This is a genomic window from Aeromonas sp. OTU364, from assembly GCF_038440395.1.
GTDB lineage: Bacteria > Pseudomonadota > Gammaproteobacteria > Enterobacterales > Aeromonadaceae > Aeromonas.
The window spans coordinates 81,393-104,659 of sequence record NZ_JASATR010000019.1; the positions used below are offsets into that span (position 1 = coordinate 81,393).

Genomic DNA, 23,267 nt, shown 5'->3' on the forward strand with positions numbered 1-23,267 from the left:
GAGATCTGCCTCAGAGGGCAGGGGCGTCATAGTCCGCCGGCTCGTCGCTGTAGACGCAGACGTTCCACTTGGCCGCCAGACCCTCTTCGGCCAGACAGTAATGCTCGAAGAAGGCCTTGATCTCGGCGCGCTGGCAGTGGGCCTCGAAGCTGGCCATGTCTTGCCAGATCTCGTTGAAGACGATGGGGAAGCTCTCCCCCTCGGCGAAGGGGCTGGCAATGTGGCGGGTGACTCTGTACTGCAGGCAGCCGTCTTCCCTCAGGGTGTTGGGCTCCAGCCCCTGCAAGACCTGGAACAGGGCCTGCTCCTTGCCCGGCTTGGGCAGGAACTGGGCGATGCAATAAACCTTCTTGGACATCTTTGTCTCCTTGCCGTGTCTCAGCCCTGCAGGGTGACGACACTATTGTCGATAAGGCGGGCCTTGCCCAGATACGCGGCCATCAGGATCACCAGCCGCTTGCTGGCGGCGCTGGCCGATTCGAGGGTGTCGGCGTCGACGATGTCGATGGCATCCGTCCTGAATCCGGCGTTGTCGAGACGCTGGCTGGCCTGGGCCACCAGGGAGGGGAGGTGGTGGTTCCCCGCCTCAATCTGCTCGGCTATCCAGTTCATGGTGCGCGCGAGCTCGGGTGCCAGGGCCCGCTCGGCGGCGGTCAGGTAGCCGTTGCGCGAGGAGAGGGCCAGCCCGTCCTCGGCCCGCACCGTGGGCACGCCGACTATCTCGACCGGCATGGCCATGTCGGCCACCATCTTGCGAATGAGCGCCAGCTGCTGGTAATCCTTCTGGCCGAAGCAGGCCACGTCGGGCTGCACCAGGTTGAACAGCTTGGTGACAACAGTGCTGACACCGCGGAAGTGCCCCGGGCGCAGCGCCCCTTCCAGCAGGCCGGAGAGACCCGGCACCTCGACGAAGGTCTGGCTGGCCAGCCCGTGGGGATACATCAGCTCCGGGGTCGGGGTGAACACCAGATCCACGCCGGCGGCCTCGAGGGCGGCGCAGTCCTGCTCCAGGGTGCGGGGATAGTTGGCGAGATCCTCGGCCTTGTCGAACTGCAAGGGGTTGACGAAGATGCTGACGACCACCTTCTCGCCGTGGCTGCGGGCCTCATCGACCAGGGTGAGATGGCCCTGGTGCAGATTGCCCATGGTGGGCACGAATGCGATGGCGCGGCTTTCGCGGCGCCATTGGCCGATCTGTTCACGCAGAGCGGCAGGATTGTTCACAACCAACATCAACAGTTCACCTTCGGATAGGTCAAGGAAACAGGGATTGAAAGGACCCGTGTGGATGGCACGGGATAGTTCACGAGCAACATCAACAGTTCACCTTCGGATAGGTCAAAGAAACAGGGATTGAAAGGGCCCGTGTGGATGGCACGGGATAGTTCACGAGCAACATCACCAACAGTTCACCTTCGGATAGGTCAAGAAAACAAGAATTGAAAGGGCCAGAGAGGGAGGCGAAACGGGGGCCGAGCCCCCGTTGCGGTTCATGAGGCCAGGATCAGTTGAAGCAGTGCTCGGGACCGGGGAAGGTACCCTCGCTCACCTGCTGCACATAGAGGCGGATGGCGGCGCGCATGTCACCGGTCTCGGCCAGGAAGTTCTTGGTGAACTTGGGCACATAGCCGGAGGTGATGCCAAAGGCGTCGTGCATCACCAGGATCTGGCCATCGGTGGCCGGGCCCGCGCCTATGCCGATGACAGGGATGCGCAGGGCCTTGCTGATGCGCTCGGCCAGGGCGACCGGCACGCATTCGAGCACCAGCAGCTGGATGCCCGCGGCCTGCAGCTCGAGGGCCTGGCGGTAGATCTCCTGGGCGTGGAACTCGTCGCGCCCCTGCACCTTGAAGCCGCCGAACACGTGGACGGATTGCGGGGTCAGCCCCAGGTGACCACAGACAGGCACACCGTTGCGGGTGAGGTGGCGAATGCTCTCGCACAGCCAGTCGCCCCCTTCCATCTTCACCATGCGGGCGCCGGCGGCCATCAGCCGGGCGGCGTTCTGGTAGGTCTGCTCGGGAGTGGCATAGCTCATGAACGGCATGTCGGTGACCACCAGCGCCTTGCTGGCGCCACGCACCACGCAGCGGGTGTGATAGACCATCTCATCCATGCTGACGGCCAGGGTGTCGTCCCCTCCCTGCAGCACCATGCCCAGGGAATCACCGATGAGCAGCACCTGGGCACCTTCGTCGTCGAACAGCTTGGCGAAGGTGGCGTCATAGGCGGTGATGGCGGTGATTTTTTGTCCGTCCTGCTTCATCTTCTGCAGGTCGGTGATGGTGATCTTGCTCATTACGTTGCTCCTACTCGTCTACTCACCCGTGGCATCGGCAAGGATCTCGAGACCATTGCGCGGGCAGCGGGCAACCAGTTCGGTGAGCGGGGTGCCGCAGGGCAGCACCAGGGCGGGGGCGATTTCGGCAAGGGGCAGCAGGACGAACTCCCGCTCCTTCATGCCGTAGTGGGGAACGATCAGGCGTTCATGCTGGATGACTTGCTCGCCGTACAGCAGCAGATCCAGATCCAGGGTTCTTGGACCCCAACGCTCGTCCTTGCGCACACGTCCCTGTTCCCGCTCGATTTTCTGCAGTTGATCCAGCAAAGCCAGGGGGCCGAGCCGGGTATGAAGCCGCACCACGGCATTGACGTAGTCCGGCTGATCCGCAGGGCCCATGGGGCGGCTGCCGTAAAGCTGCGAGGCCTGTTGCAATGCGGATTCCGGCAGCCTGCCCAGGGCGGCGACGGCCTGTCTGGCCTGGGCGACGGGATTGCCCAGGTTGGATCCGACGGCAACGAAGACCTCGATCATCGGGTGGCCTTTATTCTGCCGCTTTCGGCTTGCGACGACGGGGGCGACGGCGGTTGCGGCTGTTGCTGCCACGTTTCTCACCGTCTCCGCGCGGCTCGGCCGCCGGGGCTCGCTCACCGCTTGCCGGGCGGCGGGTCGCTTCCCGTTGCAGTTGCGGACGCACATCCGGGTTGGAGGCCACATAGCGCTCCCACCAGCTGGCCAGCTCGCCGAGGCCACGTTCGACCCGGTTGCGCAGCAGCAGGAAGTCAAAGGCTGCGCGGAACTTCGGATGCTCCATGGCGCGCTCGGGGTGGCGACCCTGGCGACGGGTCAGGCGCTGTTGCAGGGCCCAGATGTCGCGCACGTCCGTGGTGAAGCGGCGCGGCACGGCGATGATCCGCACCTGGGCATCCAGCACCTCGTTGATGGCCAGCATGAAGGCGTCGTGCCAGGGCAGGCCGCTTTCGTTTTCCAGCACCCGGGCACGGGCCTCGACGGCGCCCCACAGCAGGGTGGCATAGAGGAAGGCCGGGGTGACGCGCTTCTCTTCACGGACCCGGGTATCGGTATCCATCAACGCCAGCTCGATGAACTGCTCGTAGGGGGAGTTGCCGTTGGGGGTGAGCAGGGCGGCGACCTGGGGGAACAGGGGCTGGAACAGCCCGTATTCCCGCAGCAGCTTGTAGGTGGCGAGACCATCACCGGCCAGGAACAGCTTGAGGGTCTCCTCGAACAGGCGGGCGGCCGGAATGTCCTGCAGCAGCGGCGCCAGTTCCCGGATGGGGGCGGCGGTGCGCGGGCTGATGGTCATCTCCAGCTTGGCGGCGAAGCGCACGGCGCGCAGCATGCGCACCGGATCTTCCCGGTAACGGGTCTCGGGGTCACCGATCAGCTCCAGCTTGCGCTCGGCAAGATCCTCGATGCCACCCTCGAAGTCGTGCAGGGTGAAATCCTTGGCGCTGTAGTAGAGGGCGTTGACGGTAAAGTCGCGACGTTCGGCATCCTCTTCTATGGTGCCGTAGACGTTGTCGCGCAGCAGCATGCCTTCATCCGACTGGGCCGATACGTGCTTGCTGGTATTGACCTGATGGTGGTGACCACGGAAGGTAGCCACTTCGATCACGTCACGACCAAAAACGATGTGGGCCAGGCGGAAACGACGGCCGATCAGGCGGCAGTTGCTGAACAAGGCCTTGATCTGCTCAGGCGTCGCATCGGTGGCGATGTCGAAATCCTTTGGCGTTTTCCCGAGCAGCAGGTCACGGACGCCGCCACCCACCAGGTAGGCTTCGTAGCCTCCCTTGTTCAGGCGGTAGAGCACCTTGAGCGCATTCTCGCTGATCTCTTTGCGCGAGATGGGGTGCTGGTCACGGCTCAAGGTTCGACGTTGACCGGCGACACGGGCTGGAATGGGAGACTCCATCGACTGCTCGCCGTCTTCCTTGCCGAGCACCTTGCGGCAAAAGTTTGCGATCTGGGAAAAAATGGTACACCTCTTCATGACTTCAAATTGACGGGAGGCCAAAAAATAGCGGCCTATCATAGCTCAGGCCCGACCAAATGAGAAACGCTGCGGTCTGCTTCCCCGATCCGGACCCGGTGACATCAGAAACGCGGCAGTCGGTTCTTGCTCTTGGGGTCTGCCTATCTGGCCCCCAGCACTATCTTCTGCTGGCGGGGAACCCGGGCCAGCTGCCAGTGGGCAATGCCCCAGGCGATGATCTCGTCGACGCTATTCTCTCTTAAGCAAGGCGGCGGGCACTGGCCGAGGAAGGCGAGGGCCTGCCACAGGGCGGGCCTGACGTCATCCTGTGCCAGCGCCGGCGCGTGGTTCTGCTTCGACAGCTTGTTGCCATCCGCCAGCACCGCCAGCGGCAGGTGCACCCAGTCGGGCACCTCTGCTCCCAGAGTCTGGTAGAGGGCAATCTGGCGCACCGTGGGCTCCAGCAGATCGGCGCCGCGCACTATCTCCGTGATGCCGCTGTCCATGTCATCCACCACCACCGCCAGGTTGTAGGCGTAGAGCCCGTCCCGGCGGCGCACGATGAAGTCTTCCTCGGCGAGCGCCGCAGGCACAGCGATATGGCCCTGCAGCTGATCCTCGAAGTGGTAGACCGGATGATGCTGGCGCAGGCGGGCGGCGCAACCCTCTGCGGTCAGCCCCAGGGTGCGGCAGTGGCCGTTGTAAAAGCCGCCCGCCGCCATGATCTCGCGCCGGGTGCAGCGGCACCAGTAGAGATCCCCGGCCCGGTAGAGCCCCTCGATGATCTCGTCGTAGCGTCCATGGCGCCGGCTCTGGTACATCACCTCCCCATCCCAGCCGAGGCCATGGGCCTCCAGGGTCTGGAGGATGAGCTCGCTGGCTCCGGCCATCTCCCGCGGCGGATCTATGTCCTCGATGCGCACCAGCCAGCGCCCCTGTTGCGATCTCGCCTGCAAGAAGCTGCCGAGGGCGGCGACCAGGGAGCCGAAGTGGAGCGGACCGGACGGGGAGGGGGCGAAGCGGCCCACATGGGGTCGGACAGGGGAGGAGGGAGTCATGGCCATGGGAATTCGGGTAGACGATGCATTGAGGCTGCATTCTGGGATGGTCGTGGGAAAAGCTCAATAAAAAAGGGAGCCTGCGAGCTCCCTTTTTTGTCCATGTCGATGGGCGGCATCAGCCAGCCATCTGTTTTTCCTTGATTTCAGCCAGCGTCTTGCAGTCGACACAGAGGTCGGCAGTCGGACGGGCTTCCAGACGACGAATACCGATTTCGATACCGCAATGTTCGCAGTAGCCAAAGTCGTCTTCTTCGAGCAGCAGCAAGGTCTTCTCGATCTTCTTGATCAGCTTGCGTTCACGGTCGCGGGTGCGCAGCTCGAGTGCGAACTCTTCTTCCTGCGCGGCGCGATCGACCGGATCCGGGAAGTTTGCAGCCTCATCCTTCATGTGGTCGACGGTGCGGTCAACTTCCTGCATCAGTTGGTTGCGCCAGGCTCCCAGGATCTTGCGAAAATGTACCTTTTGTTGGTCATTCATGTACTCCTCACCGGCTTTTACCTGGTAAGGCTCTACACCCGCAATGGCCAGGGGGCCCAGAGATTTCCTGTTTTCGCCTGTTGGCATGCCCTGTCTCCTAATTCAGCACGCTACCCGTGCCATCCATAAATTGAGGGCGGTATCTATAGCAGAAGGGTCAACGGGAGGCAAACAAGCCTTGTCAATATTGTTACCCACTCCAGCATTTATTCTCAGCCCTCGGGTAGCAGATGGTCAGATTCAAATGGAATAAAATCTTGAGCCACCATGCCCTGCACCCCAACATGGGGGCGATAGCATAAAATTTCAACCCCTGCCGCCATCGCCTGCTCAACAAGCTGACTATAGTGCGGATCTATATGGGCTGCAGGGCGCATTCTCGCGATGCCGGAGTGCAACACCATGAACAGCAGCACGGCTCTGTGCCCGGCCGCCTTCATGGCCATCAATTCACGCAAGTGCTTGGCGCCACGGGCGGTGACCGCATCGGGAAAGTAGCCCATGCCCGCTTGTTCCCGCTCGTCGAGCAGGGTGACGGATTTCACCTCTATGTAACAACTTGGCCTGTGATCATCCTCCAGCAGCAGGTCGATGCGGCTGTTCTCCTCCCCGTATTTCACCTCGGTGCGCAGCCTGGCATAACCCGCCAGCGGTGCCAGCGCCCCTTGCTCGATCAGCTCCCGGGCGATCTGGTTGGCCCGGGCGGTGTTGACGCAGATGAAGTGACCCGCCGGGCTCTGGGCTATCTCCCAGCTGTGTGCCAGCTTGCGCTTGGGGTTGCTTGAGGTGGAGTACCAGACCCGGGTGCCCGGATCGGCACAACCCGTCATGGCACCGGTATTGGCGCAGTGGAGGGTGATCACCTCGCCGTTGTCGAGCTGCACATCGGTGAGAAAGCGCTTGTAGCGGGCGATGAGCAGACCGGATTGTAAAGGGGGATCGAAAATCATGGGGTCAGCTCCTCGCTGTTGGTCTCTTTGATGCGGGCACGCAGGGGCCAGCAGGCGATGGGTTCATAGCTGACCCCCTGCGGGGTGCTGACGGACTGGTAGAGGCAGAAGCTCTCCGCCTGCAGCACAAGATCGGGGGCGGGCAGCGCCTCCGGGGCCTCGCCGGCCTTGCGCGACAGGGTGACATGGGGGCGGTAGCCCTGTTCCCCGTTGCCAAGCCCCAGCTTCTCGCCGTGGCGACGCAGGGCCCTGGCGAGGACGTTCAGCTCGTTTGGCCACTCGCTCGGCCCCACCCAGGCGGCCCTGGCGCGAGCAAACCAGCCGGTCTGATCCAGATGGACGCTGAAAGGGGGGCAGCGCTGTTGCCCGGCGGCGGCGATCAGCCTGGTCTGGGTGGCCTCGTCGGTCTCGCCGAGAAAGGCCAGGGTCAGATGCAGATTGCGCTCGGGCACCGGCAGGCCGGGCCAGGGGCGCCGTTCGCGCCAGTCGATCAGGGCGGGGGCAAGCTGGTGCAGGGGCAGGGCAAAGAAGAGTCTGGGCATGCGCAGCGTCGGTCCTCGTGGTACTCACATGAAAGGGCCATTCTATGGCAGCTCGTCTGCGGATGTCTCCTGGTCGCGTCTCGCGTCTGTCCGGGCGTGGCTGTCGTACCGGTGGGGACGTCCCGGGTCTGCCCCAACCGGTTGGCGCGCCCCCGGCACGGCTGCTGACGGTGGGCGGCTGGCTGTGGCAGAATGGGCGCCGTTTTCATGGTCATCACAGAAGGTCTTCGCCGTTTTGTCCCAACTCCCCATCGTCTCTGTGCTGCCCGAGCTGTTTGATGCCATCGACAGCCACGCCAGCGTGATACTGCAGGCCCCCCCGGGGGCGGGCAAGTCGACCCTGCTGCCCCTGGAGCTGGTGCGCCGAAACCGGCTGCCCGGCCGCATCATCATGCTGGAGCCCCGCCGCCTCGCGGCGCGCAACATAGCGGGCTTTCTGGCGCGCCAGCTCGGGGAGAAGGTGGGGGAGCGCATCGGGCTGCGGGTGCGGGGCGAGAGTCGCACCAGTGCCGCGACCCGGCTCGAGATAGTGACCGAAGGGGTGCTGACCCGGATGTTGCAGCAAGACCCCGAGCTTAGCGGGGTGTCGCTGGTCATTTTCGATGAATTCCACGAACGCAGCCTGCATGCCGATACCGCCCTGGCCTTCGCCATCGAGAGCCAGCAGGGGCTGCGCGATGATCTCAAGCTGCTCATCATGTCCGCCACCCTGGACGGCATGGCGCTGGAGGCCCTGTTGCCGGACGCCCCTGTGATCCGCTCCGAGGGGCGCGGCTTTCCCATCGACTACCACTACCGCCCCGCCAATCGCCAGCAGTGGCTGGAGCCCCAGGTGGGCGCAGTGGTGCTGGAGGCGCTGGCGGCCCACGCCGGCAGCGCCCTGGTGTTCCTGCCGGGACAGGGGGAGATAGAGCGGCTCGCCCAGTGGCTGGAGGGGCGCCTGCCGGATGACGTGCGCCTCGCCCCCCTCTACGGGCGTCTCGACATGGCGGCCCAGCAGGCGGCCATCGAGCCCGCTCCGGCGGGGCGTCGCAAGCTGGTGCTCACCACCAATGTGGCGGAGACCTCCCTCACCATAGAGGGGGTCTCTGTGGTGATCGACAGCGGGCTGGAGCGGCGCGCCACCTTCGATCTGAGAAGCGGCGTCACCCGGCTGGAGACCCGTCAGATTGCCAGGGCCTCCGCCACCCAGCGGGCGGGCCGTGCCGGCCGTCTCGGTCCCGGGGTCTGCTACCGGCTCTGGAGCGCCGAGGTGCAGGAGCGCCTCGCCGAGCAGAGCCCGCCGGACATCCTCACCCAGGAGCTGACCGGCCTGTTGCTGGACGCCGCCCAGTGGGGGGCCAAGGTAGAAGATCTGCCGCTGCTGGACATGCCCCCCGCCCCTGCGGTGGCGAGCGCCCGTCGCCTGCTGGTGGCCCTTGGCGCAATGAAGCCGGAGGCTGAGCAACAACTCACTCCGGCCGGCCGTACCATGGCCGCCTTCGGCACTCATCCCCGGCTGGCGCGCATGCTGTTGCGGGCCCGGGAGCTGGAGGCCGAGGGTCTGACAGGGATTGTCGCCGATGCGGCATTCCTGGTGGCGCTGCTGGAAGAAGATCTGCGAGGATCTGAGCGCCTTTCCGTGCTCTTCCATCGCCGTCTGGGGGCCCTGCGTCAGGGGGCCGCCCGCTGGTTCGAACGGCTGGGGGCCCGCCCTGCCGGCGCCCAGGGGCAGTGGCTGGGGCTGCTGTGCGCCCTCGCCTGGCCGGACAGGATAGGCAAGCTACGCGGCGGTAGCCGCTATCAACTCAGTGGTGGGATCAGCTGCGATCTGGTAGAAGGTCACCCATGTCAGGGACAAGGGGCCCTGATCGCCATCGAGATGGGGCAGAACGATCGCGGCAGCCGCATCTTCATCGCCGAGCCGGTGGCGCTGGACGAGCTGGTGCGCCAGCTGCCGGAGCTGGTCAGCGAGCGCCAGTGGTTCGACTGGGACGAGCGCGAGGAGCGGGTGCGGGCCGAGCGCCAGCAGGTGATCGGCGAACTGGTGCTCGGCCAGCGGCCGCTGACCGAGCTGTCGGACGAGCAGAAGGGGCGCTGCCTGTTGCAGGGCATTCGTCGCAAGGGGCTGCACGTGCTGCCCTGGGACGAGGGCAGTGAAGGCTTGCTGGCCCGATTGCGCTGCGCCCGCGACTGGCTGCCGGACGAGGGCTGGCCCGCCGTGGACGACGAGAGTCTGCTGGCCCGGCTGGAGGAGTGGCTCTTGCCAGCCCTGAGCGGCATGACCCGGCTGGAGCAGCTCAAGAGGCTCAACCTCCCGGATCTGCTGCGCCAGTCCCTGCCCTGGCCCTTGCCAAAGCGGCTGGACGAGGCGCTGCCGAGCCACTTCAGCGCGCCGACCGGCAGCCGGGTGCGGATCCGCTATCAGCCGGGGCAGGCTCCGGTGATCCCGGTGCACATCCAGGAGATGTTCGGGCAGGGCACCACCCCCTGCGTGGCCGATGGCCGGGTGCCCCTGGTGGTGGAGCTGCTCTCCCCGGCCCAGCGGCCGCTGCAGATCACCGCCGATCTCGCCGCCTTCTGGGCGGGCTCCTACGAGCAGGTGAAGAAAGAGATGAAGGGGCGTTACCCCCGTCACTACTGGCCGGACAATCCCCTGGAGGCCATGCCGACCCGGGTCACCAAGAAGAAGATGGGGTTGTAGGTGGGGGCTGGCATGGGGAAGCCCAACGCCAGCAGACGGCCCTCGCCCTCTCCCTGGGGGAGAGGAAACCGAGCGAGCCTGGTGTTTGCTCCCTGCTCCTCTCCCTTTTTCAACGACAGGGGAGAAGGGTTGGGGATGAGGGGGCATCCCTTTGTCTGGCGAAGCGAAACCCAGGATCCAGGTTCGATTGGTTAAGCCCGATCGGACGTTCGCGCATGCGACATCACAAGTAGAAAGGAAAGCAAAGAGGAATTATGGCAACGCAACAACGCAAGCGTACCCCCAAGAAGGCGGCGCCCAAGCGCACCATCTGGCGCACCCTGTTCTGGCTGGGCTTCAAGCTCTCCCTGGTGGTGGCGGCCTTCATGGTGGTGTTCGGCATCTATCTGGATACCAAGGTGCGCGAGCGTTTTGACGGGGAGAAGTGGCAGTTGCCCGTGATGGTCTACAGTCGCCCGCTGGAGCTCTACCCCAGCCAGCGCCTCTCCCAGACCCAGATGCTGCGGGAGCTCAACATGCTGAGCTACAAGCAGGTGCGCCAGCCCCACACCCCGGGGGAGTATGCCGTGAGCGGGAACCGCATCGAGCTGGTCCGCCGTCCGTTCGAGTTCCATGACGGCGCCGACGGCGCCCGTGGCCTGCGCCTCACCTTCAACGGGGCGCGGCTGGAGGGGATCCAGTCCCTGGAGAACCAGCGTCAGCTAGGTTATGCCCAGATGGACCCGGTGTTGCTGGATCGCCTCAACACAGAGGATCGGGAGGATCGCCTGCTGGTACGCCTCTCCGAGGTGCCGGACAGCCTGCTGGTCACCCTGCTGACCACCGAGGATCGGGACTTCTACCAGCACGGCGGCGTCTCCCCGGTGGCCATCATGCGCGCCATGGCGGCCAACCTGCTGGCGGGTCGTACCGTGCAGGGGGGCAGTACCCTCACCCAGCAGCTCGCCAAGAACTTCTTCCTGACCCGGGAGCGCAGCCTGTGGCGCAAACTACAGGAAGCCTATATGGCGGTGCTTATCGACTACCGCTACAGCAAGGACGAGATCCTGGAGGCCTACCTCAACGAGGTCTATCTGGGGCAGAACTTCTCGCAAGGGGTCTATGGCTTCGGGCTCGCCTCCTACTTCTACTTCGGCATCCCGGTCAACGAGCTGGACATCGATCAGGTGGCCCTGCTGGTGGGCATGGTGAAGGGACCCTCCTATTACGATCCCTGGCGCTTCCCCGAGCGGGCCAAGGCGCGTCGGGATCTGGTGCTCAAGTTGCTGATGGATCACGGCAGCCTGACCCAGGCCGAGTATGAGCTGGCCAGCAAGCAGCCCCTTGGCATCATCACCCGGGGCCAGATGAGCTATGGCCGCACCCCGGCCTTCATGGGGCTGCTCAAGCGGGAGATCCAGAACCGCTTCGGCCCGGATCTGCTCAAGCAGTCCGGCCTCAAGATCTTCACCAGCCTGGATCCCATCGCCCAGCACGCCGCCGAGCAGGCGGTGCAGACCGGCCTTGCCACCATAGAGAAGCAGCGCGGCAAGAAGAAGCTGGAGGCGGCCATGGTGGTCTCCGACTGGCACAAGGGCGAGGTGGTCGCCATGGTGGGGGGACGGGATCCCCGTTACGCCGGCTTCAACCGTGCCCTGGATGCCCGTCGCCAGATAGGCTCCCTGGTGAAACCGGCTGTCTATCTCACCGGTCTCTCCAACGGCCTGACCCTGGGCACGCCGCTGAAAGATCAGCCGATCCGCATCCGCGGTCAGGATGGCCAGATCTGGACGCCGCAGAACTACGATCGCAAGTTCCGCCAGAGCGTGCCGCTGATGGAGGCGCTCGCCAGCTCCCTCAACGTGCCGACCGTCAACCTGGGGATGCAGGTGGGGCTCGACAAGGTGGTGGACACCCTGCACAAGCTGGGGGTCCAGCAGGAGATCCAGCCTTATCCGTCCCTGGTGCTGGGGGCGGTGGCGCTCTCCCCCATGGAGGTGAACCAGATGTATCTGCCCATCGCCAACCAGGGGTTGACCCAGCCGCTGTCGGCCATTCGCGCCGTGGTGAACGGCGATGGCAGCCAGCTCTATCAGCATGACGAGACCGCCAAGCGGGTGACGGATCCCCAGGCCAGCTGGCTGACCCTGTTCGCCATGACCAAGACGGTGAGCCAGGGCACGGCCCGGGCGCTCGGCGCCAAGTTCCCCGGTGCCACCATGGCCGCCAAGACAGGGACCACCAACGAGCTGCGGGACTCCTGGTTTGCCGGTATGGACAACAACGAACTGGTGAGCGTCTGGGTCGGCCGGGATGACAACCAGCCCGCCGGGCTGACCGGGGCCAGCGGTGCCTTGCAGCTGTTCAGCGGCTACATGAGCCAGCGCGGCGTCAACAGCCTGGGGCTGAAGATGCCGGAAGGGGTGAGCTGGGCCAGCTTCTCCCGCGCGAGCGGCGCCCGGGTCGCCAGCGACTGTCCCGGCAGCCTGCAGGTGCCGGCCAAGCTGGCGGGGCTCGGGGCTCCGGCAAGCTGCGCCAGCCCTGTCTCCAACCCGGTCAACGCGCTGGATGACTGGTTCGGCGGCTTCTTCAACTAACGAAAACGGGCAGCCCTGGCTGCCCGTTTTACAAGGATTGTCATGACACTTCCCCTGCTCGGCGGCATTCACCATGTGGCCATCATCGCCAGCGACTATGATCGCTCGCGCCACTTCTACCACCAGGTGCTGGGGCTGCCCATACTGGCGGAGACCCTGCGGGAGGCCCGCCACTCCTGGAAGCTGGATCTGGCGCTGCCGGATGGCAGCCAGCTTGAGCTGTTCAGCTTTCCCGCCCCTCCTGCGCGCCCCTCCAGGCCGGAGGCGTGCGGCCTGCGGCACCTGGCGTTTCGGGTGCAGGCGCTCGATCCCGTCATCGCCCATCTGGAGCGCCACGGGGTGGCCGTGGAGCCGGTACGGGTGGACGAGCTGACCGGCAGTCGCTTCACCTTCTTCGCAGATCCGGACGGCCTGCCGCTGGAGCTCTACGAGGTCGATGCGGAGCCGGCATGAGCGGGCTTTGCATCAGCATGAGTGCGCAAGAAAGCTGCCCGGCGAACACCGGGCGGCTTTTTTCATGGGGTCAGGCCGTGGTCAGCAGGGCCACGGCGACGGCCATCACCAGGATGCCGACCCAGCCGATGGGCTTGAGGCGCTCGCCAAACAGCAGCAGGCCGCCGAGGGCGGTGCCCAGGATGCCGATGGCGCCCCAGGTGGCATAGGCCACGGCGAGATCTATCCTGCCGGTGCTCACCGCCTCACTGAGCAGGGTAAAGGCGCTGAGCACCAGCAGTATGCCGAGCAGGCCCCAGCCCTTGTGGCGAAAACCGAGGGAGCGGTTGATGGCCATGTTGGCCCCCACATCCAGCAGGGCGGCGCCCAGTACGATGATCAACGGGTGCATGGAAGCTCCTTGGCCGTAGTTGCATCAAGCGGCTCGGCATGGGTTTCCCCCAGGGTCACCATAACAATGCCCACTATTGCCAGCGCCAGCCCGATCCACTCCTGCACACTCAGCTCGTAGCCCAGGAACAGCACGGAGACGGCGGTGATCAGGGCGATTCCCAGCCCCTCCCACAACGCGAACGCAATACCAATGGAGATTGTTTTGGCGGCCTTGGCCAGCAGCAGGTAGGAGAGGGCGATGAGCAGCCACATCGGCAGATGGTGGAGCCAGCCGGTCTCACTCTCCGGGATCATGGCCATGGTGGAGGTGCCTGCCACCTCGGTCAGGATGGCCCCCGTCAGGAAGAGGCGGGCCAAAAGCAGGGGACTGAATGACATGGGGTTTCCTTCTGTTGCTGCGACGAGGGAGAGGATAGCCGCAGCTGGGGCAGACCTGGGCATCGCTGAGCGTCGATAATTTCGGCGCTACGGGTTTGCCTTGGGGAAGGGGGGCGGCGTAAGGTGAAGATGGAACAAGCTGCCACCAGAGCGCGACCATGAAGCTTTATCAGATACAACTCTTTGTAGAATCAGCAGACAGTGGTTCGATTGCCAATGCCGCCAGACGCCTTGGCAAGAGCCGGAGCGCCGTCAGCACGGCGATCGCCTCCCTGGAAGTGGAGCTTGGCGTCGACCTTTTTGAACGAGGGGCCAACCAGAGCCGACTCACCGAGATAGGGGAGCAGGTGCTGGACGACTGCCGGCGGCTGCTGCAGGCGGCCAACAGCCTCAAGCTCAAGTGCGAGCACCACGCCTCGGGGGCTGAGGTGGCGCTGCGGGTCGCGCGGGACGACGCCATCCCGGAACCGGTCTGGCGCGAGATGCTGGGGGCGCTGCGCCACCAGTTTCCCGGCACCAGCATCTCCCTGGTGCTGGCCTCGCCCCCCGAGCTGCCAGCCCTGGTGGAAGAGGGGTTCGTCGATGCCGCCTTCGGCCTCATCACCGAGGATCAGGAGCGTAGCGGCCTCAACATAGACGTGCTCAACCCCATCCGCACCCTGATGGTGGTGGCGCCCAGCCACCCGCTGGCGGGGTTGAAACGGGTGCTGCAGCAGGATCTCACCGATCAGACCCAGGTCACCCTCTCCTATGTGGACGAGTTCTCGGTCAGGAGCCTGCTCCCCATCGGCGGCCAGCACATAGGGTTGTCGAGCTTCGAGCTGATGCGGGATGCCGTGCTGGACGGTCTCGGCTGGGCGGTGCTGCCCTCACCGCTGATCCAGAGCCAGCTGCGCCAGGGGGAGCTGCTGACCCTGAAGCACAAGTTCAGCCTGCAGTGGCGCGATTACGGGGTCTATCTGTCGGAGAATGCCCATCACGGCAAGGTGCTGGCCTGGCTGAAGAAGGCCATCGAGGCCTACCTCGAACCCTTCGAGTAGCCCCTTTCGGCAGGAGAACGACAACAGGGGCCACTGGCCCCTGTTGCTTGAGACGGCTAGGGGTCAGCGCAGGGCGTGACGGGGGACGGGCTGGCGCTGGCGAAAGGGCAGCAGGAGCAGGCCGAGCAGCAGATCCCCCAGCAGGGACGCGAGCAGTCCCGCCGCCACGCCGCAGAAGATGGCGGACTGCTTGAGGGGCACCACATAGCCGTAGTTGCGCAGGGTGTCCTGCCAGAGCTGGGAGTCCGCCTGCAACAGCAGGTGGGAGGCTTGCAGGTACCAGGGCCTATCCTGGAAGGCGCGCTCCTGCTGCAGGTGGCGCTGCTGGCTCACCAGTTGCTGCAGGCTGGTGGCATCCTGGGTGAAGACGGGATCCTGGCTGGCGCCGTAATGGGCGACCAGGGCATCGAGATCGCCGCCAAAGTGCTGATCCGCGGTGCGCTGGAAGGGGGCCAGACTGAGGCCGGCCTGCTGCAGGCGCGCATCCAGCCGCTGGTAGTAGAGATCGACGATCCCCGGTATCTGCACGCCCGCCAGCAAACCGAGGGCAAACAACATCATGCGAAGGTAGCTGCGCATAGCCATCATCCTGAGTAAAAAGAGCCTCATACTAGCCGCAAGCCCCTGGCGCGCCAAGGTGGTGCTGGCCGCTCCCGCATCCGGGGGTAGCTGGGCGGGTATAAACAAGATTCAATAGAGCATTGTTTGTTACATGAATTCTTACATTTTTGTGATTCAAGTCACCGGGAGGCTGGCCTAGAATCACCGCTTTTTGAAGGAAGGCTCGGCATGAGCAAGTTCATACCTTTCTATCTGATCGGGGGCCTGATTGCCCTCAGTTGGGCCACCCTGCCGGGTCATGGCCCCTGGGATCACTGGGATCTCGCTACCTTCCAGCTGGTCAATGGCTGGCTGGGTGAATCCGCCCGCTGGGCCGATCTGGTGGCCATCACCAACAATCGCCTGTTCGATCTGGCCGCCCTGGGCTGCATGGGGCTGATCCTGGCCACCTGCTTCTTCCGGGCCCGGGGCGAGGGGCGCCGTCGTCTGGTGGCCATGGGGATCGTCATGTTGCTGGGGGCCCTGGCGATCAATCAGCTCGGTCACCTGCTGCCGGTCAGCCGCCCTAGCCCCACCCTGATGGTGGACGGGGCACTGCGGCTGACCGAGCTCAGCACCATCCCGACCAAGGACTCTGCGGGCGACAGCTTCCCCGGTGATCATGCGCTGTTTTTGATGATCTTCGCCGGTTTTGCCCTGCGTTACCTGCCGCGCCGGGCCGCGGTGATCGCCGTGCTGATGGTGCCCCTGTTCTCGGCTCCCCGCATCCTCGCCGGTGCCCACTGGCTGACGGACGTCTATGTCGGCGCCCTCTGCCTCGCCCTCATCTGCCTGCCGCCCTTGCTGTTGACCCCATTGTCGGATCGGCTGATCGACCGCCTGGCTCCCAGGCTGCCCCGCTGGATCGCCGGAACGCCTTGTTGCTTGAGTAACGGAGGGCAATAAAAAGAAGGCGGGTGACCGCCTTCTTTTGCTTATGCCCATCGGTGCTGTGGTCGTCGCGAAATGACCAGGACTACGCCCGATGAGTGCGGGCTTGTGCCCTCAACGACAAGTATTGGCAGAGTCATTCGAGCTTTACCATCAGAAACTGACGGGGCAAAACGTTTGCACTCGATGAAAGCGTGATCCAGACCAGGATCTTTTCTGTGGGCTGCCTTAGAATCGCCGCCCGTTGCTGGAGGTCCCCCTATGCTTGTCACTTTTCTACGCCTGTTGTTTATCGGTTGCGCCCTGGTCTTTATCTTCATGCTGATCCACGCCTGGTGGCACAAGCGGCGCCGGGGCGAGCTGGAGTCCACCCCCTTCTGGCCGGTGGCGGCCATCGGCTTCGTCGCCAACTTTCTCGACACCCTTGGGGTCGGCAGCTTCGCGGTCAAGACCGCCTGCTACAAGCAGTTCAAGCTGATCGACGATCGCCTGCTGCCGGGCACCCTCAACGGTCAGTGCGTGCTGCCGACCGTGACCCAGTCCCTCATCTTCATCGGCGTGGTCAAGGTGGATCCGCTCACCCTCATCAGCATGATGGCCGCCGCCGCCGCGGGCGCCGCCTGGGGGGCCCGTCATGTGGCCTCGTTCGACCGCCAGACCATCAGGCTGGTGATGGCGGTCTCCCTGCTGGTGGTGGCCGGACTCATCTTCGCCGGCCTGCTGGGTCTGTTCCCGCTCGGGGGCGAGGCCATGGGGCTCAGTGGCTACAAGCTGGGCATAGCCCTGCTCGGCAACTTCCTGTTCGGGGTGCTGATGAATGTGGGTATAGGGTTGTTCGCCCCCTGCATGACGCTGGTCTATCTGCTGGGGATGAACCCGCTGGCGGCCTTCCCCATCATGATGGGGTCCACCGCCGTGCTCAGCGTCTTCTCGGCGGGCACCTTCATCCGCAAGGGGGCCTTCGATGCCAGGGCCGTGCTGGCGGTGGCCCTCTTCGGCCCCATCGGCGTGGTACTGGCGGCCATGCTGGTACAGTCCATGGACATGGAGATGCTCAAATGGCTGGTGGCCTTCATCGTCATCTACACCTCCTGGACCATGTACGCCTCCTGGCAGGCTGCGCGCCGTCAGCCCGAGTCCCGGCTGGCCGGTGCCGCCAGCTCGTAGCTACATAGACTGGGCTGTGGTACTGGTTCCGGAGTTGCTGGTGCAGTCCATGGACATGGAGATGCTGATATGGTTGGCGGCTTTGATTGTCATCTACACCTCCTGGACCATGTACGCCTCCTGGCAGGCGGCGCGCCGTCAGCCCGACATCCAGGTTGAAGCACAAGCGCAGCTGAGTGAGGCTCCCCGCTAGCCGTCTCCAATCCACAGGATGCCTGTCAGGGCGAGGAGTTATCTCGCCCGTCTGAAGCCACTGCGTCGCCGAGGCAGAAGGCCTGCCCCTGACTCGCCGCCACTGGTCAGGGGCCGCTGACTGGAGGCGACCAGGGCGGCCTCGGCCTTGGCCCCGAGGAAGACATAGAGCCCCAGCGCCAGCAGCAATCCCACGGCGCAGCCCATTACCCCCACCGCAGGCCAGAGCAGTTCGTTCTGGCCGAGGGACCCCTTGAACAGCAGCAATAGCCCCTCGATGGAGACCGCAATCAGGATGGCGGCGATGAAGCGGGTGATGGTGCGGCGAATGGCGCTGTGGCGGAAGATGTCCTTATGCAGCAGCACCTCCTCCTCCAGTATGGTCTTGCCGAGATCGAACACCGCCAGCGCCAGGGTCAGGAAGATGATGGCGCTGAAGGCGCCGAGCCGGTTCTGCTGGGTGCCGCACAGCAGCAGATAGAGCTGCTCGAGGCCATGCCAGATCAGGGTTCCCACGATGAGAAACAGCGCCAGGCTCAGGATCACGTAGACGGCCCTGAACCAGGGGATGGCGCGGCGCCGCTCCCTGTCCCCCATCAGCCAGGCGATCAGCTGGTGCAGATTGATCTCAAGCTCGCGGCCATGACCCTGCACCCTCAGTCGCAACTGCCCCTGCGGGGCCGGAATGGGGGGCAGGAGCCTCGCGCTTGCCTGGCTCTGACCCAGGCTCTGCACGCTCAGCACGAAGGGATAGCCCTTGAGGGCCTCCTGGGGGAGGGTGAGCAGCCCCAGTAACAGGGGGGTCAACTCGGTTTCGTACTCCTGATAGCGCCGCAGCACGTCGATGGGGCTCATCTCTGCCATATGGACCTCGGTCAAGTGGGCTCCTGAGTCAGGCAGTGCAAATAGTGGGCCCGCTTTATGACCGCCAGTGTGGCCGCGGATGCACCAGCAAGTGGCAAACGCCGGCGAGAAGAGAGAGGGGGCTGCACCAGAAGGGGGCTCTGGCAAGGCGAGACGACAGAGGTAACAAAAAAGGGCCCTTCGCGGGCCCTTGGTTCATGCTGGCAGGGATCAACCCGCCAGTTTGGCGAAGCTGCGCTCGGCGGCGGCCAGGGTGTGTTCGATCTCCTTGTCCCCGTGGGCCAGGGACAGGAAGCCCGCCTCGTAGGCGCTCGGCGCCAGATAGACCCCCTCCTCAAGCATGAGATGGTAGAAGCGCTTGAAGCGCTCCATGTCGCAGCGGGTCACCTGCTCGTAGCGGGTGATCTCGCTCTCTTCGGTGAAGAAGAAGCCGAACATGCCGCCCACGTAGTTGATGGCGAGCGGGATGCCATGCCTGGCGGCGGCCGCTTTCAGCCCTTCCGCCACCCGCGCCGTCTTGGCGCTCAGCTGCTCGTAGAGACCCGGCTCCAGCAGCAGGTCCAGCATGGTCAGACCGGCGGCCATGGCCACCGGGTTGCCGGAGAGGGTGCCCGCCTGATAGACGGGGCCGGTCGGGGCTATGTATTGCATCACCTTCTTCTTGCCGCCGAAGGCGCCCACCGGCATGCCGGCCCCGATGATCTTGCCGAGGGTGGTGAGGTCTGGATCTATGTTGTAGTGGCCCTGGGCGCCGCGCAGGGAGACGCGGAAGCCGGTCATCACTTCGTCCAGGATCAGCAGGGCACCGAACTCGTCACAGATGGCGCGCAGCCCTTCCAGGAAGCCGGGCACCGGCGGGATGCAGTTCATGTTGCCCGCCACCGGCTCGACTATGATGCAGGCGATCTCGCTGCCGTACTGGGTGAAGGCCTCGCGCACCGAGTCCAGATCGTTGAACACGCAGGTGAGGGTGTGCTTGGCAAAGTCGGCCGGTACGCCCGGGCTGTTGGGCTGGCCCAGGGTCAGGGCGCCGGAACCCGCCTTCACCAGCAGGGAGTCGGCGTGGCCGTGGTAGCAGCCCTCGAACTTGACGATCTTGTCGCGGCCGGTGTAGCCGCGGGCGAGGCGGATGGCGCTCATGGTGGCTTCGGTGCCGGAGTTGACCATCCGCACCTGCTCCATGGAGGGCACTATCTGGCGCACCTTCTCGGCCATCAGCACTTCGATCTCGGTGGGGGCGCCGTAGCTCAGCCCCTTCTCAACGGCCTTGATGACGGCGGCCTTGATGGCCGGGTGGTTGTGACCCAGCAGCATAGGGCCCCAGGATCCGATGTAGTCCACATAGGCCTGGCCGTCCACGTCATAGAGGTAGGCGCCGTCGGCACTCTCGATGAAGCGGGGTGTGCCGCCGACCCCATTGAAGGCGCGGACCGGTGAGTTGACGCCGCCCGGAATGGTCTGGCGGGCCTGTTCAAACAGCTGATCTGATTTTGACATGGATCATCCTTAATGGGATTTTGGTCGTCACCCGGGCGCAGGCGGTCGATTGCGGCTCGGCAGGCTGTGGTGGGAGGAGTATGCTTTGCGCTCTCGCCACCCGGACTCCCGGTCTGCACCCGTGATAAATGAAACGGGCCGACTATAGCAGAAAGGCCCTGTGCTGGGCAGCCGAGCCGAGGCCGGGTGTTTTCCGACCCTCGTTAGATGAGCGTGAATACCCATGGTGCAACAAGCTATCCCCCCTCGCGAGGCGACCACACAAGGCCGCCCTCCTGCCCTGCAGCGTCTGATCCGGCGGGACAAGATGCCGCTGCTGGTGCTCTTGCTGGCCGCCCTGGTCGGGGTTCTGGCCGGACTGGTCTGCGGGTTGTTTGAATCCGGTGTGCACTGGCTGGCACAGCAGCGAGTCCTGCTGCTGGCGGATCGTCCCTGGTGGCAACTCGGTCTGCTGGGCTTTGGTTTCAGCGCCCTGCTGGGGTTTGTCGGCTACTTCCTCACTCACACCTTCGCCCCGGAAGCGGGTGGCTCCGGCATTCCCGAGATCGAGGGGGCCATGGACGAGCTGCGTCCGGTGCGCTGGTGGCGGGTCTTGCCGGTCAAGTTCTTCGGCGGCATCTGTACCCTGAGTTCCGGCATGGTATTGGGGCGGGAGGGGCCCTCGGTACAGATCGGCGGCAACCTTGGCAAGATGGTGGCGGACATCTTCCGCCTGCCGAAGGAACATGGCCATGCCCTGCTGGCGGCGGGGGCGGCGGGCGGTCTGGCTGCCGCCTTCAACGCGCCGCTGGCGGGGATACTCTTCGTGATGGAGGAGATGCGGCCGCAGTTCCGTTACTCCTTCCTCGCCATCAAGGCGGTGGGGATCTCGGCCGTCATGGCGACCCTGATGCTGCAGAACATGAAGGGGCAGGCGCCTGTCATCAGCCTGCCCCACTACGACGCCCCGGCCCTGAAGGCGCTCTGGCTCTTCCTCTTCATGGGGGGCTGTTTCGGCGTGCTGGGCTTCGTGTTCAACAAGCTGGTGCTCGCCTGTCAGGACGGCTATCTGGCCCTGCACCAGAACAAGCGTCACCGCTTCGTCGCCATCGGCATGCTGGTGGCGGGTACCTTCGGCGTGCTGTCGCTGTTTGCCCCCTCGGTGACCGGTGGGGGAACCGAGCTGATCCCTCATCTGGTGGGGAGCGACTATGGGATGGCGACCCTCTTCCTCATCTTCTCGGTGCGACTGATCGCCACCCTCGTCTGTTTTTGTTCGGGCGCCCCCGGCGGCGTCTTCGCCCCGACCCTGGCACTCGGCACCCTGTTCGGGGTGGTCTTCGGCCACCTGTTCCATGCGGCCTTTCCCGATCTGGGCATAGAGCCCGGCGCCTTCGCCATCGCCGGCATGGGAGCGCTGTTTGCCGCCACAGTGCGGGCCCCCATCACCGGCATAGTGCTGGTGACCGAGATGACGGACAACTATCAGCTGATCCTGCCCATGATGATCACCACCATAGGAGCCACCCTGGTGGCGCAGTGGTTGGGAGGGCGTCCCATCTACTCCCAGATCCTGGAGCGAACTTTACGGCTTGCTGCGCGTCAAAAGCGGGGAGACGGCAGCGTGGCTGCCAGTTAACTCCTTGTTTATCCGTATCAATCCGGCAAGGTCGCGTATAGTGAAGGGAGACAGGCCGTGGTATGGCGTGCTAATAGAAGAGGCCTTATGTCCCAAATCGTGAAGGTATTGGTGGTGCTGGCGGTGGGGGCCTGCATCGGCTATTTCATCGGGAATCGGCAAGAGCTGGCCCAGAGCAGTCTGCTGACGGTGCAGCAAGAGACCCTGGAGCGGCAGAGCAAGGCCATAGGCCAGCTCAAGACGGATCTGGGGGTCAAGGATACCTTGCTGGCGACCCAGAAGGCGGCCTTCGAACAGCTGCAGAAGACCCTCAAGGATCAGGAAGCCCAGGTTCAGGAGCAGAAGCGCCAGCTGGCCTTCTTCGAGCGGATCATGCGTCCTACCGGTGATCAGGTAGGGGTGACCATTGACAACCTGACCCTGCAGGAAACCAGCGTGCCGGGTCGCTATCACTATCGTCTGGCCCTGACCCAGCCCGCCAAGAAGCGGGAGCTGTTCCGAGGCCAGGTACAAATCAGGGTCGAAGGCAGTCTGGCAGACCAGCCCAGGATCCTCAGCGGGCGTGAGCTTGGCATGAAGGTCGGGGAGGGGCGCTATGCCCTGCGCTACTTCCAGCTGCTCGAAGGCAACTGGCAACTGCCAACAGGCTTTGTGCCGGATCGGGTGAGGATCATCATCGCCAAGGAGGGGCGCCAGCCGGCCCAGGAGTTGCTGGCGGAGTGGAGCGAGGTACTCAAGCCTCTGGTGACTCAACCAGCCCCCTTGCCCGTGGTGCAGTAAGAGAGTGGTGAATACTTGAACTAAATGGTCGGGTATTGGATAATTTCGCGGTTTCCATGTTTGTGGATGTAATGGTTGTGAGGTCAGTAATGAGTGCAGTAGCAGAAGCCCCGTTGCCAATCCAGATGACGGATGCGGCGGCGAACAAGGTAAAGACCTTGATTACCGAAGAAGAAAATCCCGAGCTCAAGTTGCGGGTCTACATCACTGGGGGGGGCTGCTCCGGTTTCCAGTACGGTTTCACCTTTGACGAAAAGATCAACGACGGGGATACCGTGGTCGAGAAGAGCGGCGTGACCATGGTGATCGATCCCATGAGCCTGCAGTATCTGGTTGGTGGCAGCGTGGACTACACCGAAGGTCTGGAAGGCTCCCGCTTTACCGTGACCAACCCCAACGCCTCGACCACCTGTGGTTGCGGCTCCAGCTTCTCCATCTGATTGGTCAGCAGCACACATTTGAAAGGGTCCGGCAGGGCCCTTTTCTATTTGCGCATCTCTCCCTCATATATGAACCCACTCTATATAGAGCCGGCAGCCTAGTCTGAGCGGCCCGGGTGCTGCCGAAAGTGACCTCTTATGAGCCCTGTGGCGACGGTGTTTTGCACGATCTGGTTGCGGATTAAACACTTGAACGTCTTTCTCAAAAAAAAACATAGTTTTTGCTTGTCAGAAAGAATCAGATCCCTATAATGCGCCTCCATCAGCACGGCGCAGTGCGCTGCTGGTCTGGCTTGCAAAGCAACCCAGTGAGGGTTATAGTTTCAGACCCTGCTCTTTAACAATTTGAATCAAGCAATCTGTGTGGGCACTCACAGCATCGAA

24 protein-coding genes are annotated in these 23,267 nt (G+C 64.2%); 10 read left to right on the top strand and 14 right to left on the bottom strand.

Annotated features, from left to right (window positions below):
- Positions 1-10: 10 nt before the first annotated feature.
- The 9 genes from AAHB08_RS17240 to thpR form a co-directional block, all read right to left on the bottom strand.
- Positions 11-358, bottom strand: a complete 348-nt coding sequence (locus AAHB08_RS17240; RefSeq protein ID WP_342059609.1) for a putative quinol monooxygenase — start codon at positions 356-358, stop codon at positions 11-13.
- Positions 359-378: 20 nt separating this feature from the next.
- Positions 379-1,233 carry a pantoate--beta-alanine ligase gene (panC, locus tag AAHB08_RS17245; protein ID WP_139434067.1) on the bottom strand — a complete coding sequence of 285 codons (855 nt, stop codon included), beginning with the start codon at positions 1,231-1,233 and terminating at the stop codon, positions 379-381.
- A 271-nt stretch (positions 1,234-1,504) separates the two neighbouring features.
- Positions 1,505-2,299 (bottom strand): 3-methyl-2-oxobutanoate hydroxymethyltransferase, encoded by a 795-nt coding sequence (panB, locus tag AAHB08_RS17250; RefSeq protein WP_042648904.1) that lies wholly within the window; start codon positions 2,297-2,299, stop codon positions 1,505-1,507.
- 18 nt (positions 2,300-2,317) lie between these two features.
- Entirely contained in the window at positions 2,318-2,815 is a 498-nt protein-coding gene (gene folK, locus AAHB08_RS17255; protein ID WP_247625581.1) for a 2-amino-4-hydroxy-6-hydroxymethyldihydropteridine diphosphokinase, read from the bottom strand.
- A gap of 10 nt (positions 2,816-2,825) precedes the next feature.
- Positions 2,826-4,298 (bottom strand): polynucleotide adenylyltransferase PcnB, encoded by a 1,473-nt coding sequence (gene pcnB, locus AAHB08_RS17260; RefSeq protein WP_342059610.1) that lies wholly within the window; start codon positions 4,296-4,298, stop codon positions 2,826-2,828.
- Between the two features lie 143 nt (positions 4,299-4,441).
- Positions 4,442-5,344, bottom strand: coding sequence for a tRNA glutamyl-Q(34) synthetase GluQRS (gluQRS, locus tag AAHB08_RS17265; RefSeq protein ID WP_446699541.1), 903 nt, complete (start codon positions 5,342-5,344; stop codon positions 4,442-4,444).
- Between the two features lie 112 nt (positions 5,345-5,456).
- Positions 5,457-5,906: an RNA polymerase-binding protein DksA gene (gene dksA / locus AAHB08_RS17270; RefSeq protein WP_005329052.1), complete on the bottom strand. Its 450-nt coding sequence runs from the start codon at positions 5,904-5,906 to the stop codon at positions 5,457-5,459.
- 125 nt (positions 5,907-6,031) lie between these two features.
- Positions 6,032-6,769 (bottom strand): DNA/RNA nuclease SfsA, encoded by a 738-nt coding sequence (gene sfsA / locus AAHB08_RS17275; RefSeq protein ID WP_202047164.1) that lies wholly within the window; start codon positions 6,767-6,769, stop codon positions 6,032-6,034.
- Positions 6,766-7,311: an RNA 2',3'-cyclic phosphodiesterase gene (thpR, locus tag AAHB08_RS17280; protein ID WP_265436835.1), complete on the bottom strand. Its 546-nt coding sequence runs from the start codon at positions 7,309-7,311 to the stop codon at positions 6,766-6,768. The genes sfsA and thpR overlap by 4 nt, the downstream gene beginning before the upstream one ends.
- Positions 7,312-7,546: 235 nt before the next feature.
- On the opposite strand from thpR, the gene hrpB reads away from it, so the two are divergent.
- The 3 genes from hrpB (at position 7,547) to gloA2 (ending at position 13,023) form a co-directional block, all read left to right on the top strand.
- On the top strand, positions 7,547-9,994 hold the full coding sequence (gene hrpB, locus AAHB08_RS17285) for an ATP-dependent helicase HrpB (protein WP_342059611.1): 2,448 nt from the start codon (positions 7,547-7,549) through the stop codon (positions 9,992-9,994).
- A 254-nt stretch (positions 9,995-10,248) separates the two neighbouring features.
- Positions 10,249-12,570 (top strand): penicillin-binding protein 1B, encoded by a 2,322-nt coding sequence (gene mrcB / locus AAHB08_RS17290; RefSeq protein WP_139434074.1) that lies wholly within the window; start codon positions 10,249-10,251, stop codon positions 12,568-12,570.
- A 42-nt stretch (positions 12,571-12,612) separates the two neighbouring features.
- Positions 12,613-13,023: an SMU1112c/YaeR family gloxylase I-like metalloprotein gene (gene gloA2, locus AAHB08_RS17295; RefSeq protein ID WP_342059612.1), complete on the top strand. Its 411-nt coding sequence runs from the start codon at positions 12,613-12,615 to the stop codon at positions 13,021-13,023.
- A 70-nt stretch (positions 13,024-13,093) separates the two neighbouring features.
- On the opposite strand, the gene AAHB08_RS17300 is transcribed toward gloA2, so the two are convergent.
- Positions 13,094-13,414 carry an SMR family transporter gene (locus tag AAHB08_RS17300; protein WP_342059613.1) on the bottom strand — a complete coding sequence of 107 codons (321 nt, stop codon included), beginning with the start codon at positions 13,412-13,414 and terminating at the stop codon, positions 13,094-13,096.
- Positions 13,402-13,794, bottom strand: coding sequence for a DMT family transporter (locus tag AAHB08_RS17305; protein ID WP_342059614.1), 393 nt, complete (start codon positions 13,792-13,794; stop codon positions 13,402-13,404). The genes AAHB08_RS17300 and AAHB08_RS17305 overlap by 13 nt, the downstream gene beginning before the upstream one ends.
- 158 nt (positions 13,795-13,952) lie before the next feature.
- Here AAHB08_RS17305 and AAHB08_RS17310 point away from each other — a divergent pair, with 158 nt between their 5' ends.
- Positions 13,953-14,834 carry a LysR family transcriptional regulator gene (locus AAHB08_RS17310; protein WP_319914134.1) on the top strand — a complete coding sequence of 294 codons (882 nt, stop codon included), beginning with the start codon at positions 13,953-13,955 and terminating at the stop codon, positions 14,832-14,834.
- A 63-nt stretch (positions 14,835-14,897) separates the two neighbouring features.
- On the opposite strand, the gene AAHB08_RS17315 is transcribed toward AAHB08_RS17310, so the two are convergent.
- Complete coding sequence (locus AAHB08_RS17315) at positions 14,898-15,413, bottom strand: DUF2937 family protein (protein ID WP_342059615.1); 516 nt, start codon at positions 15,411-15,413, stop codon at positions 14,898-14,900.
- A 210-nt stretch (positions 15,414-15,623) separates the two neighbouring features.
- Here AAHB08_RS17315 and AAHB08_RS17320 point away from each other — a divergent pair, with 210 nt between their 5' ends.
- From AAHB08_RS17320 to AAHB08_RS17330, 3 genes are all read left to right on the top strand, one after another.
- Entirely contained in the window at positions 15,624-16,340 is a 717-nt protein-coding gene (locus AAHB08_RS17320; protein ID WP_342059616.1) for a phosphatase PAP2 family protein, read from the top strand.
- A gap of 246 nt (positions 16,341-16,586) precedes the next feature.
- Positions 16,587-17,492, top strand: coding sequence for a sulfite exporter TauE/SafE family protein (locus AAHB08_RS17325; protein ID WP_342059617.1), 906 nt, complete (start codon positions 16,587-16,589; stop codon positions 17,490-17,492).
- A gap of 16 nt (positions 17,493-17,508) precedes the next feature.
- Positions 17,509-17,685 (top strand): hypothetical protein, encoded by a 177-nt coding sequence (locus tag AAHB08_RS17330; protein ID WP_342059624.1) that lies wholly within the window; start codon positions 17,509-17,511, stop codon positions 17,683-17,685.
- Between the two features lie 38 nt (positions 17,686-17,723).
- On the opposite strand, the gene AAHB08_RS17335 is transcribed toward AAHB08_RS17330, so the two are convergent.
- Together AAHB08_RS17335 and hemL are read right to left on the bottom strand one after the other, a co-directional pair.
- On the bottom strand, positions 17,724-18,548 hold the full coding sequence (locus tag AAHB08_RS17335; protein ID WP_342059623.1) for a hypothetical protein: 825 nt from the start codon (positions 18,546-18,548) through the stop codon (positions 17,724-17,726).
- A gap of 210 nt (positions 18,549-18,758) precedes the next feature.
- Positions 18,759-20,045 carry a glutamate-1-semialdehyde 2,1-aminomutase gene (gene hemL / locus AAHB08_RS17340; RefSeq protein WP_265436841.1) on the bottom strand — a complete coding sequence of 429 codons (1,287 nt, stop codon included), beginning with the start codon at positions 20,043-20,045 and terminating at the stop codon, positions 18,759-18,761.
- A gap of 223 nt (positions 20,046-20,268) precedes the next feature.
- Here hemL and clcA point away from each other — a divergent pair, with 223 nt between their 5' ends.
- The 3 genes from clcA (at position 20,269) to erpA (ending at position 22,883) form a co-directional block, all read left to right on the top strand.
- Positions 20,269-21,663 carry a H(+)/Cl(-) exchange transporter ClcA gene (clcA, locus tag AAHB08_RS17345; protein ID WP_342059618.1) on the top strand — a complete coding sequence of 465 codons (1,395 nt, stop codon included), beginning with the start codon at positions 20,269-20,271 and terminating at the stop codon, positions 21,661-21,663.
- An 87-nt stretch (positions 21,664-21,750) separates the two neighbouring features.
- Positions 21,751-22,443, top strand: a complete 693-nt coding sequence (locus AAHB08_RS17350) for a DUF6776 family protein (RefSeq protein ID WP_342059619.1) — start codon at positions 21,751-21,753, stop codon at positions 22,441-22,443.
- An 89-nt stretch (positions 22,444-22,532) separates the two neighbouring features.
- Positions 22,533-22,883 carry an iron-sulfur cluster insertion protein ErpA gene (erpA, locus tag AAHB08_RS17355; RefSeq protein ID WP_025328177.1) on the top strand — a complete coding sequence of 117 codons (351 nt, stop codon included), beginning with the start codon at positions 22,533-22,535 and terminating at the stop codon, positions 22,881-22,883.
- Positions 22,884-23,267: the final 384 nt, after the last annotated feature.

What these genes read in the sequence shown, in the direction of transcription:
- gloA2 (WP_342059612.1), top strand. Translation starts at nt 12,613, where the DNA reads ATGACACTTCCCCTGCTCGGCGGCATTCACCATGTGGCCATCATCGCC.
- mrcB (WP_139434074.1), top strand. Translation starts at nt 10,249, where the DNA reads ATGGCAACGCAACAACGCAAGCGTACCCCCAAGAAGGCGGCGCCCAAG.
- erpA (WP_025328177.1), top strand. Translation starts at nt 22,533, where the DNA reads ATGAGTGCAGTAGCAGAAGCCCCGTTGCCAATCCAGATGACGGATGCG.
- AAHB08_RS17335 (WP_342059623.1), bottom strand. Translation starts at nt 18,548, where the DNA reads ATGGCAGAGATGAGCCCCATCGACGTGCTGCGGCGCTATCAGGAGTAC.
- thpR (WP_265436835.1), bottom strand. Translation starts at nt 7,311, where the DNA reads ATGCCCAGACTCTTCTTTGCCCTGCCCCTGCACCAGCTTGCCCCCGCC.
- AAHB08_RS17310 (WP_319914134.1), top strand. Translation starts at nt 13,953, where the DNA reads ATGAAGCTTTATCAGATACAACTCTTTGTAGAATCAGCAGACAGTGGT.
- dksA (WP_005329052.1), bottom strand. Translation starts at nt 5,906, where the DNA reads ATGCCAACAGGCGAAAACAGGAAATCTCTGGGCCCCCTGGCCATTGCG.
- panB (WP_042648904.1), bottom strand. Translation starts at nt 2,299, where the DNA reads ATGAGCAAGATCACCATCACCGACCTGCAGAAGATGAAGCAGGACGGA.
- sfsA (WP_202047164.1), bottom strand. Translation starts at nt 6,769, where the DNA reads ATGATTTTCGATCCCCCTTTACAATCCGGTCTGCTCATCGCCCGCTAC.
- AAHB08_RS17240 (WP_342059609.1), bottom strand. Translation starts at nt 358, where the DNA reads ATGTCCAAGAAGGTTTATTGCATCGCCCAGTTCCTGCCCAAGCCGGGC.
- panC (WP_139434067.1), bottom strand. Translation starts at nt 1,233, where the DNA reads ATGTTGGTTGTGAACAATCCTGCCGCTCTGCGTGAACAGATCGGCCAA.
- gluQRS (WP_446699541.1), bottom strand. Translation starts at nt 5,344, where the DNA reads ATGGCCATGACTCCCTCCTCCCCTGTCCGACCCCATGTGGGCCGCTTC.
- AAHB08_RS17320 (WP_342059616.1), top strand. Translation starts at nt 15,624, where the DNA reads ATGAGCAAGTTCATACCTTTCTATCTGATCGGGGGCCTGATTGCCCTC.
- AAHB08_RS17305 (WP_342059614.1), bottom strand. Translation starts at nt 13,794, where the DNA reads ATGTCATTCAGTCCCCTGCTTTTGGCCCGCCTCTTCCTGACGGGGGCC.
- folK (WP_247625581.1), bottom strand. Translation starts at nt 2,815, where the DNA reads ATGATCGAGGTCTTCGTTGCCGTCGGATCCAACCTGGGCAATCCCGTC.
- AAHB08_RS17315 (WP_342059615.1), bottom strand. Translation starts at nt 15,413, where the DNA reads ATGCGCAGCTACCTTCGCATGATGTTGTTTGCCCTCGGTTTGCTGGCG.
- pcnB (WP_342059610.1), bottom strand. Translation starts at nt 4,298, where the DNA reads ATGAAGAGGTGTACCATTTTTTCCCAGATCGCAAACTTTTGCCGCAAG.
- hemL (WP_265436841.1), bottom strand. Translation starts at nt 20,045, where the DNA reads ATGTCAAAATCAGATCAGCTGTTTGAACAGGCCCGCCAGACCATTCCG.
- AAHB08_RS17300 (WP_342059613.1), bottom strand. Translation starts at nt 13,414, where the DNA reads ATGCACCCGTTGATCATCGTACTGGGCGCCGCCCTGCTGGATGTGGGG.
- clcA (WP_342059618.1), top strand. Translation starts at nt 20,269, where the DNA reads ATGGTGCAACAAGCTATCCCCCCTCGCGAGGCGACCACACAAGGCCGC.
- AAHB08_RS17325 (WP_342059617.1), top strand. Translation starts at nt 16,587, where the DNA reads ATGCTTGTCACTTTTCTACGCCTGTTGTTTATCGGTTGCGCCCTGGTC.
- AAHB08_RS17350 (WP_342059619.1), top strand. Translation starts at nt 21,751, where the DNA reads ATGTCCCAAATCGTGAAGGTATTGGTGGTGCTGGCGGTGGGGGCCTGC.